The organism is Reyranella sp. (assembly GCF_004297265.1).
In the GTDB taxonomy this organism is placed as follows: domain Bacteria; phylum Pseudomonadota; class Alphaproteobacteria; order Reyranellales; family Reyranellaceae; genus Reyranella.
This window is the reverse complement of sequence record NZ_SCUT01000064.1, coordinates 1-8,951: the sequence shown is the minus strand read 5'-3', so window position 1 is coordinate 8,951 and position 8,951 is coordinate 1. Positions and strand designations below refer to the sequence as shown.

Annotated in this window: 9 protein-coding genes and 1 pseudogene; 6 read left to right on the top strand and 4 right to left on the bottom strand. The window is 65.2% G+C overall.

The window, feature by feature from the left end:
* The 3 genes and pseudogenes from EPO41_RS28985 to EPO41_RS28975 form a co-directional block, all read right to left on the bottom strand.
* Window positions 1–180 (bottom strand): annotated as a pseudogene (locus tag EPO41_RS28985) (UDP-glucose 6-dehydrogenase); the annotation flags it as partial.
* 137 nt (window positions 181–317) lie between these two features.
* Window positions 318–686, bottom strand: coding sequence for a YciI family protein (locus tag EPO41_RS28980; RefSeq protein ID WP_296332969.1), 369 nt, complete (start codon window positions 684–686; stop codon window positions 318–320).
* Window positions 687–765: 79 nt separating this feature from the next.
* The gene (locus EPO41_RS28975) at window positions 766–2,391 is read right to left on the bottom strand and encodes an ABC-F family ATP-binding cassette domain-containing protein (RefSeq protein ID WP_296332965.1); all 1,626 of its coding nucleotides are present in this window, start codon (window positions 2,389–2,391) and stop codon (window positions 766–768) included.
* Window positions 2,392–2,550: 159 nt separating this feature from the next.
* Between EPO41_RS28975 and EPO41_RS28970 the strand changes: the two genes are divergently transcribed.
* The 3 genes from EPO41_RS28970 to EPO41_RS28960 all read left to right on the top strand — a co-directional run bounded on the left by EPO41_RS28970 (window position 2,551) and on the right by EPO41_RS28960 (window position 4,364).
* Window positions 2,551–2,793, top strand: coding sequence for a type II toxin-antitoxin system prevent-host-death family antitoxin (locus EPO41_RS28970; RefSeq protein WP_296332962.1), 243 nt, complete (start codon window positions 2,551–2,553; stop codon window positions 2,791–2,793).
* Window positions 2,793–3,218 carry a type II toxin-antitoxin system VapC family toxin gene (locus tag EPO41_RS28965; protein ID WP_296332959.1) on the top strand — a complete coding sequence of 142 codons (426 nt, stop codon included), beginning with the start codon at window positions 2,793–2,795 and terminating at the stop codon, window positions 3,216–3,218. Before EPO41_RS28970 ends, EPO41_RS28965 begins: the two co-directional genes overlap by 1 nt.
* Before the next feature lie 132 nt (window positions 3,219–3,350).
* Complete coding sequence (locus EPO41_RS28960) at window positions 3,351–4,364, top strand: aldo/keto reductase (protein ID WP_296332957.1); 1,014 nt, start codon at window positions 3,351–3,353, stop codon at window positions 4,362–4,364.
* 17 nt (window positions 4,365–4,381) lie between these two features.
* Here the strand turns inward: EPO41_RS28960 and EPO41_RS28955 are convergent, their stop codons facing one another.
* Complete coding sequence (locus EPO41_RS28955) at window positions 4,382–5,314, bottom strand: LysR family transcriptional regulator (RefSeq protein WP_296332955.1); 933 nt, start codon at window positions 5,312–5,314, stop codon at window positions 4,382–4,384.
* Window positions 5,315–5,750: 436 nt separating this feature from the next.
* Between EPO41_RS28955 and EPO41_RS28950 the strand changes: the two genes are divergently transcribed.
* The 3 genes from EPO41_RS28950 to EPO41_RS28940 all read left to right on the top strand — a co-directional run bounded on the left by EPO41_RS28950 (window position 5,751) and on the right by EPO41_RS28940 (window position 8,238).
* Entirely contained in the window at window positions 5,751–6,758 is a 1,008-nt protein-coding gene (locus EPO41_RS28950; protein WP_296332953.1) for a DUF808 domain-containing protein, read from the top strand.
* Window positions 6,759–7,172: 414 nt separating this feature from the next.
* Window positions 7,173–7,472 carry a S24/S26 family peptidase gene (locus tag EPO41_RS28945; protein ID WP_296332951.1) on the top strand — a complete coding sequence of 100 codons (300 nt, stop codon included), beginning with the start codon at window positions 7,173–7,175 and terminating at the stop codon, window positions 7,470–7,472.
* 238 nt (window positions 7,473–7,710) lie between these two features.
* Window positions 7,711–8,238, top strand: coding sequence for a hypothetical protein (locus tag EPO41_RS28940; protein WP_296332947.1), 528 nt, complete (start codon window positions 7,711–7,713; stop codon window positions 8,236–8,238).
* Window positions 8,239–8,951: the final 713 nt, after the last annotated feature.

Below are 8,951 nucleotides of genomic sequence, written 5' to 3'. Positions count from 1 at the left end.
CTCCACATTGTCCGACACCAGCTTGTCCAGACCCGGCTCGTAGATCGGCATCACCCCCTTCAGCAGCCGATCGATCTTCCCCGCATCCTTGTCCACGCAGAAAACATCGTGCCCGAAATGTGCGAAGCAGGCCCCAGACACAAGACCGACGTAACCAGACCCGATCATCGCTATACGCATCGCCAACCATCTCCCGTGCCTGGGTACGCTCAAAGGGCATCGTACTATCGCCGCGGTTCCTTAACCGTCAATGACAGCAATCGCCAGCGCCCGACATCACGCAAAAAGGCGGCCAAACCGTGGGTGGCGGCGGCGCCTCATTCCCAGTCGGACATCTCGTAAAGCGGCCGGATCTCGATCTCGCTCGGCCCCGGCATGGGATTGGGACAGCGTTTCACCCAGGCGACCGCCTCATCCATGTCCTTGACCTCCCAGAGCCAGAAGCCGGCCGCCTGATCCCGGGCGGGCAAGAAAGGTCCGTCGACCACCGTCCGCCCCGCGCCGTCGAAGGCGACCCGCTTGCCCTCGGACGTGGGCTTCAGTCCGTCGGCCGCCCGCAGGATGCCGGCCTTCTCCAGTTCGTCGTTGAACCGGCCCATGGCCTCCATCATTGCCATCGCCTCCGGCGTCCGGGTGAAGCCCTTCTCGCTGTCTTCGGTCGCCTTCACGATCACCATCACGCGCATGTCCGTCTCCTTGCGGAAAGTCATCCTCCGGAACGACGAACGAGGCCGGCACAGGCCGACAGTGCGCTGAAGAATTCCGTCAGCCCGGATGGAGACCCGGCGCTTCCCTGCCCGTCGAGGACACGTATTCGGTGTAGCCGCCGCCATATTGATGGACGCCCTCGGGCGTCACTTCCAGCACCCGGTTCGAGAGGGCGGCCAGGAAGTGACGGTCGTGTGACACGAACAGCATGGTGCCCTCGAAGTCCGCCAGCGCCGCGACCAGCATCTCCTTGGTCGCCATGTCGAGATGGTTGGTCGGCTCGTCGAGCACCAGGAAGTTGGGCGGATCGAACAGCATCTTGGCCATGACCAGCCGCGCCTTCTCGCCGCCCGACAGGACGCGGCAGGGCTTCTCGACATCGTCGCCGGAGAAGCCGAAGCAGCCGGCCAGCGACTTCAGCGCGCCGGTACCGGCCTGCGGGAACGACCCGTCGAGCGATTCGAAGATCGTGTCGTCGCCGTCCAGCAGGTCCATCGAGTGCTGCGCGAAGTAGCCCATTTTGACGCTGGCACCGAGAGTGACGGCGCCGTCATCGGGCTCCGTCGCGCCGGCCACCAGCTTGAGCAGCGTCGACTTGCCCGCACCGTTGGCGCCCAGCACGCACCATCGCTCCTTGCGGCGCAGCCGGAGGTCGAGGCCCGAATAGATCGGCTGCGTGCCGTAGCCCTTGTGGACGTTGCGGAAGCTCACCACGTCCTCGCCCGAGCGCGGCGGTGCTCGGAACTCGAACCGCACCGACTGGCGGCGCCGCGGCGGCTCCACCTTCTCGATCTTGTCGAGCTTCTTCACCCGGCTCTGCACCTGCGCGGCATGGGACGCGCGCGCCTTGAAGCGCTCGATGAACTTCATCTCCTTGGCCAGCATCGCCTGCTGGCGCTCGAACTGCGCCTGGCGCTGCTTCTCGGAGAGCGCGCGTTGGACCTCGTAGAAGTCGAAGTTGCCGGAGTAGGTAGTGAGCGTGCCGCCGTCGATCTCGATAATCTTGCCGACGATGCGGTTCATGAACTCGCGGTCGTGGCTGGTCATCAGCAGCGCGCCCTCGTAGTTCTTGAGGAAGTCCTCCAGCCAGATCAGGCTCTCGAGATCGAGATGGTTGGAGGGCTCGTCGAGCAGCATGCCGTCGGGCCGCATCAGCAGGATGCGGGCCAGCGCCACCCGCATCTTCCAGCCGCCGGACAGCAGCCCGACATCGCCGTCCATCCGCTCCTGGCTGAACGACAGCCCGGCCAGCACCTCGCGCGCGCGGGCGTCGAGCGCATAGCCGTCCAGCTCCTCGAAGCGCCCCTGCACCTCGCCGTAGCGCTCGATCAGCGCGTCCATGTTGTCGGCCTGCTCCGGGTCGGCCATCGCCGCCTCGAGCCGGGCGATCTCGACCGCCAGCGCGCTCACCGGCCCGACCCCGTCCATCACCGCCGCGACGGCGCTCATGCCCGACATCTCGCCGACGTCCTGGCTGAAATAGCCGATGGTCATGCCGGCATCGATCGTCACCTGGCCGTCGTCGGGCTGTTCCTGGCCCGAGATCATCCGGAACAGTGTCGTCTTGCCGGCGCCGTTGGGCCCCACCAGCCCCGCCTTCTCCCCCTTCTGGAGGCCCATCGAGGCGTCGATGAACAGGATCTGGTGGCCGTTCTGCTTGCTGATGTTGTCGAGGCGGATCATGGGGACCGGGGTACGCGGGAGGGAGCCGGCGGTAGTATCGGCGGGAATGCCGTCGGTCCAGAGGGCGGTAGCGCGCAGCGCGGCGAGAAAGTCCGGAGCGGGTCTGGAATAAGCGATACACCTGCGCTACATGACCATCTAGTTGGTCAGGAGCAGGTCATGAACGCCATTACGCTGGCCGAAGCCAAAGCCCATCTGAGCGAACTGGTCGACCGGGTCGAAGCCGGGGATTCGATCGACATCACCCGCCGGGGCAAGCCGGTCGCCCGGCTGACCGCGCCCGAAAGGCCACGCAAGCGGGTCGATGGCGCGCTGCTGCAGGCCTTGACCGCGACCTTGCCGCCGCAAAAGCAGGATGCGGCAGATCTCGTGTCGACGATGCGGGACGGCGATCGCTACTGATGCTCTATCTCGACACCTCGCTGATCGTTGCCGCGCTTTCCAACGAGGGCATGACCGCGCGGACGCAGGCCTGGCTGGCCCGGCAGGACCCTGCGCAGCTCCTGATCAGCGACTGGACGCTGACCGAGATGTCCTCCGCCATGGCCATCAAGGTGCGAACCGGACAGATCGATCTGGGCCAGCGGGCCACCGTGCTCGCCTTGTTCAACAAGCTCGTTGCGGAGAGCTTCACCGTTCTGCCGGTCACGAGCGCGCATTTCCGGACGGCGGCGAAGTTCGTCGACCAGCAGGCGCTCGGGCTTCGCGCCGGCGATGCCCTGCACCTCGCGACGGCATCGGAGCACGGCGCCACCGTGCATACGCTCGACCGGCGACTTGCGACAGCGGGCCTGGCTCTCGGCGTCCCGACGCAGCTGCTGGCGTAGAGCCGGGATCCGTCTGTGAACGGCCTTCACAAATCCTGCGACCCTCCCTTAGCTACTGGGCGGCGGGCGCAGTGACTATTTCGTCGGGAGTGGCGCGGACATACGCGCACCCCCGACGAACCGGAGTCCGACATGAAATTGACCGACATCCTTCCCAGCCGTCTCGGCTTTGGCGCCGCGCCGCTGGGCAACATGTTCCGCGCCATCCCCGAAGAAGAAGCGCGGGCCACCGTCGAGGCCGCCTGGGCCGACGGCATCCGCTACTTCGACACCGCCCCCTTCTACGGCGCGGGCCTCGCCGAAATCCGCATGGGAGCGGCGCTGCGCGACAAGCCGCGCGACCAGTATGTGATCAGCACCAAGGTGGGCCGCCTCGTCCTCGACGAGGTCGAGGAGGTTTCGGCGCGCGACAACGGCGAAAAGGGCGAGGTCTTCAAGCACGGGCGCCCCAACAAAGTCGTGAACGACTATTCGGAGGACGCGACCTACCGCTCGATCGAAGACAGCCTGAAGCGGCTGGGCACCGACCATGTCGACATCGTCTTCGTGCACGACGTGGCGCAGGACTTCTATCGCGACGAATGGCTCGGCGTGTTCGAGAGCGCGCGCAAGGGCGCCTTCCGGGCACTCGACCGGATGCGCGACGAGGGCGTCATCAAGGCCTGGGGCCTCGGCGTGAACCGGGTCGAGCCGATCGAGATCCTGCTCGCGCTCGAGGAGCCGCGCCCCGACGCCTTCCTGCTGGCCGGGCGCTACACGCTGCTCGACCACAGCCACGCCCTGCAGCGCGCCCTGCCCATGGTGGCGGAACGCGGCCTCGGCATCGTGGTCGGCGGTCCCTACAGTTCCGGCGCCCTGGTCGGCGGCCCGAACTTCGAATATGCGCCGGCAACGCCCGCGATCCTCGCGAAGGTGGCGGCGATCAAGGCCATCGCCGACCGCCACGGCATCTCCATGAAGGCCGCCGGCCTGCAATTCTCGCTGGCCCATCCCGCGGTCGCGGCCGCCATCCCCGGCGCCAGCCGGCCCAGCCGCATCGCCGAGGACAGCGCGGCGCTCGCGGAAAAGATCCCGGCCGCCTTCTGGCAGGAACTGCGCGAGGCACGGCTGGTCGATCCGGCCGCGCCGCTGCCGATCACCGGCTGACGGTCACCTGAGGGCGGTCACCGGCTGATGGTCGAGGGCTGCGCGCGCGTGGCCGTCAGGAACTGCGCCATCCGGGGGACGGTGAAGTCGAGGAACACCTTCACCCGGGCGGGCAGCAGCTGGGCGCCTCGGTACACCGCGTGGATCTCGTCCCAGGTTTCGAGACCCTGGTCGGCCAGCACCTCGACCAGTTCGCCGCGGTCGATCGCCTCGCGCAGATGGTATTCGGCCACGCGCGCGATGCCGACGCCGGCGATCGCCATCCGGCGCAGCGTCTCGGCATTGTTGGCCAGCAGCGACCCGCTCAGCATGCGCTCGACGATGCGGCCGCCCTCGCGCATCGGCCAGACCGGCTGGGAGCGGCGGAAGTTGAAGCCGAGGCAATTGTGCCCCGCGAGGTCCTCGGGCGTGCGCGGCGTTCCCCGACGCTCCAGATAGGCGGGCGAGGCCACGATGCAGCGCCGCGTCTCGCCGATCTTGCGCGCCATGAGGCTCGAATCGGGCAGCGAGCCGACCCTGATCGCGACATCGGTGCGGTCGAGATAGAGATCGACCATCTCGTCCGACAGCGACAGGTCGACCACGATTCCGGGATAGGCCTCCAGGAACGCCGCCAGGACCGGCTCCAGCGCCGCCGACCCGAACGTCACGGACGAGCTGACCCGGATCAGCCCCTCGGGCTTGGCATTGCCCTGCGCCAGAAGCTGCTCGGTCTCGTCGATCTGGGAGACCAGCGACCGGCTGTGCTCGTAGTAGAACTGCCCCTCGCCGGTGAGCACGAGCCGCCGCGTCGACCGCTCGATGAGCCGGACCCCGATGCGGGCTTCCAGCCGCGCGATGAGCTTCGAAACCGTGGACGGCGTCATCATCATCGCCCGCGCCGCCTCGGAGAAGCTCCCCGCCTCCACGACCCGGACAAACACCATCATCTCGCCCGCGCGATTGTCCATGACGCTCCTGCTGTTCGTTCCGACTTTGGCCGATGCAGCTCCGCAGCCGCAAGCGCGGAGCGGCGCGACTAGCGTACGGCGTCGCGGGCAGGCTTGCGGGCGCTCCGGCAGAGCGGCCGAAGGCCCTGCCGGTTCACTGATCGGTCGCCGTGAGCACTCGAAGCGTCGTCCCCCTGCCTTGACCACGGCTTCGGCATCTCCCACCTAGAGTGTTAATGGCCAGAATGAATCGAGCCGAGCATTCCAACCCCGACCTCACCCTGAGGAGCATCGTGCAGCGATGCGTCTCGAAGGGTGGGAACGCGCACCCAGCCTGTGGCCCATCCTTCGAGACGCGCCGCATCGCGGCGCTCCTCAGGATGAGGTAAGTGGGCCCGCTGGGCTGCTCTCCCCAGTCGCTTCGGCGTCCCCGGTCGCTTCGGCATGAGGTGCGGCCATGAGCGTCGGTCTTGTGGCGCTGCTCGACGACATCGCGTCCCTGGCGAAGCTCGCCGCCGCCTCGATCGACGACATCGCCGGACAGGCGGCAAAGGCCGGCGTCAAGGCGGCCGGCGTGGTCATCGACGACACGGCCGTCACCCCGCGCTACGTCACCGACTTCAGCCCGGCGCGCGAACTGCCGATCATCGGCCGCATCGCGCTCGGCTCGCTGCGCAACAAGCTCCTGATCCTCCTCCCCGCGGCCCTGGCCCTGAGCCTCCTGCTGCCCGGGGCGATCACGCCGCTTCTGATGCTCGGCGGGGCCTACCTCTGCTACGAAGGCGCGGAGAAGCTCTACGAGGTCGTTTTGCCGCACGAGGCGCAGGCTCACGAGGAGACGATCGAGCCGGTCGCCCTCGATGCGCGGACCGTCGAGGATCAGAAGATCGCGAGCGCCATCAAGACCGACTTCATCCTCTCGGCCGAGATCATGGCGATCACGCTGGCCGCCCTGCCCGCGGACAGCTGGCTGAAACAGGCGATCATCCTCGCCGTCGTGGCCGTCGGCATCACCGCGGCGGTCTACGGCGCCGTGGCCCTGATCGTCAAAGCGGACGATGTCGGCCTGGCGCTGGCCCGGCTGTCGCCGGCATCGGCGCTTGCCGCGCCGTTGCGCGTCACCGGCCGCGCGATCGTGCGGGCCATGCCGCATCTCCTGAAGGCGCTCTCGGCGATCGGCACGGCGGCGATGATCTGGGTCGGCGGCGGCATCATCCTGCACGGCCTCGACGCCTATGGCCTTGGCGGACCGACGCATATGCTGCACGACGCCGGCGCCGCCGTCGCGCGCGCCGTTCCCGTGGCCAAGCCGCTCGTCGCCTGGGCGGTGGAAGCCGCGGGCTTCGGCGTGGCCGGACTTGTCGTCGGGCTGCTGGCGATCCCCTTGACCAGCCGCGTGCTGTCGCCGCTCTGGCGCCGGGTCAAACCGCTGGGCCGCCGGATCCGCTCGAGAGGCCGGGCCTGACGGCGGCAAAGGATTCCCGCCGACGCAAGAATCCTTCCCAAGTGCTCAGCTGGTCACGAAGGACGAGGATGAGGTTGCGGATGGGCGGCCTGCGCGCTGCAGACAGGTACGGCCAAAGCCTGTGCCCGGTTCACTGCAGAAAAGGCGCCGCAAATCGAGATGTATCCGGACATCATGACCTCGCTCGTAAGGTCATACTGGCCGGCAGCGCCTGCAAGAGGACGTCCACCGCGCCGACGGTGTGAAGCTGGTCGATCTCGTGAACCGCTTCGCCGAGATGTACTGTTCGACCAAGGACATCAAGACCGTGCGAAGGGCCTGCCTCTATCCCTCCTCTGACTCTGGCAGGAGTGCTCCGGTGAAAGGCCTGGCCGGCGGAAGCGACCAGCGCGACCGGGGTGGCTCGGCTGGCGCATGATCCGCGTGCCCGCGGCCGCAGCCACGATTGACGCGGGCGCGCACGTCCTCCTGAAGCGCTACGGACGGTTCTGCGGGCCGCGGACGGGTGACGTGGCCTGTATCCGCCGCGGCGACGGGCCGATGCTGATCAAGCGGCTGGCCGCCCGCGACAGAGATGGACGGTTCGGGCTGTCGGGAGACGGCCCCGCCTCCGCCCCCGCCATCGACCTAGGCTGCGCGTCCGAACGCGAGATCGTCGGACGCGTGGTCCTTCGCCTGTCGTGCAAGACTATCTGTCTAATCCATAGCCGCTAGCGCTGCGCTCTGATGCTTGGCTTTGCGAGATACTCGACAACCGCGTCCATCTTATAGGCCTCTTTGTAATTGGCCATCATCTGGTGTTCTGTGCCCTAGCAGCGTTGTCGGCATGGCACCCTAGCCCCCAGTGTCGTCCTTGCCCTTCCCACGATAGGTCTGATCAGGATTCCAACCGTCGGCACAGTTGCCGAGATGACAACGAGCGTGATCTACTCCTCATGGTTGAGGAGCCGAGATGACCGACGAAGAATCCGACGACTTGTTAAACAGGTTGATCATTGAACTCAGAGCTAAACGCGAAAAGGAGAGCCCGAATGAACGTGACGATTTCTTAAAGGCAATTGAGGCCGAGATCGACGCCGGCAAGCCGGTTCCGGTGACCCTCAAAGTCGACACAGAGAAGATCGTTCCGGACCCACTACTGGGGCGCCGCCGAGTAGAAGGGACAACAAGTGGTGAATTCATCCAACGTCAAGAATACCGAGCGAAGGAGAAGCTGGACATTTTGCTGAGAGGATTGGCGCTAGCGACCGTTGCGCCACCACTCATGGCGCGTACCTTCATTTCTGAACTGTCGAAAGTAAGCGAGAGCGCGGCATCCACCACCATTCGATTTGGCGATGATCAAACAGCGGATCCCCTTTTAGCCCTCCAAAAAGAAACGGTCGACGCAGTCGTACAGGCCACCTCCACTCTGAAGGATCTCTTGGAGGCAATTCGGAGTGATATTTCCTCCGACAGCAAGCCTTCAACTCCATACTAACGAGCGTAGAATATGCCTCTGCCTCCGCATCTCTGGCACGAAGTCCAGGCTGCATTAGCCGGCTTGCAAAGCGCCAATCTTACGCGAGCATCTGCTGGAGATGATCTCTACGAAGCATATGTATGGTCACTCGTGCTTCGGGCCGCACGCAACGAAGGTGCTCAGATCAGATTGCGGGATCGGCACGGCAACCCTCCCATCCAGTTCTGGTTTCGAACATCTCCGTCCAACATATTTTCTGCTGCACACAACTACTGCCACGCAGAGATTGAGTTTCCAAATCGGCCTCTATTGGAAGCGCATATTGGCGTCTACGTTGCGGGACGATCCAGGGTGTCGCACGAATGCGACGTAGCGGTTCTGTACAAAAGCGAGGCTGACCTCTGCAGATCCGCTTCTGTACAGCCGAGAAGCGGCAAAGTCGTGTTAACTGCTGAATGCAAATACTACATAAATTCGAACATCGGCATAAACTTAGGCCGATCATTCCTAGGATTACTCAGCGATATCTACCAAGGCGATCGATACTTTGTCGCAACAAGCGACTCACAGTCAGTCGGGATGCTCTTCTCGAAGCATAACAAAGAATATGAACTGGGCCTATCTCCGCTAAACTCACGCCTAGAAAATAGATTGATTGGATCTTTCGAAAAGACATTTCGCGACTTTCGATCTTCAGCCTCCTGATACGCCGCGCGCGGCGTATCAGGAGG

Excerpts from the sequence above, each read along its gene's own strand:
- EPO41_RS28965 (WP_296332959.1), top strand. The coding sequence starts at position 2,793 with ATGCTCTATCTCGACACCTCGCTGATCGTTGCCGCGCTTTCCAACGAG.
- EPO41_RS28945 (WP_296332951.1), top strand. The coding sequence starts at position 7,173 with ATGATCCGCGTGCCCGCGGCCGCAGCCACGATTGACGCGGGCGCGCAC.
- EPO41_RS28970 (WP_296332962.1), top strand. The coding sequence starts at position 2,551 with ATGAACGCCATTACGCTGGCCGAAGCCAAAGCCCATCTGAGCGAACTG.
- EPO41_RS28980 (WP_296332969.1), bottom strand. The coding sequence starts at position 686 with ATGCGCGTGATGGTGATCGTGAAGGCGACCGAAGACAGCGAGAAGGGC.
- EPO41_RS28940 (WP_296332947.1), top strand. The coding sequence starts at position 7,711 with ATGACCGACGAAGAATCCGACGACTTGTTAAACAGGTTGATCATTGAA.
- EPO41_RS28955 (WP_296332955.1), bottom strand. The coding sequence starts at position 5,314 with ATGGACAATCGCGCGGGCGAGATGATGGTGTTTGTCCGGGTCGTGGAG.
- EPO41_RS28975 (WP_296332965.1), bottom strand. The coding sequence starts at position 2,391 with ATGATCCGCCTCGACAACATCAGCAAGCAGAACGGCCACCAGATCCTG.
- EPO41_RS28960 (WP_296332957.1), top strand. The coding sequence starts at position 3,351 with ATGAAATTGACCGACATCCTTCCCAGCCGTCTCGGCTTTGGCGCCGCG.
- EPO41_RS28950 (WP_296332953.1), top strand. The coding sequence starts at position 5,751 with ATGAGCGTCGGTCTTGTGGCGCTGCTCGACGACATCGCGTCCCTGGCG.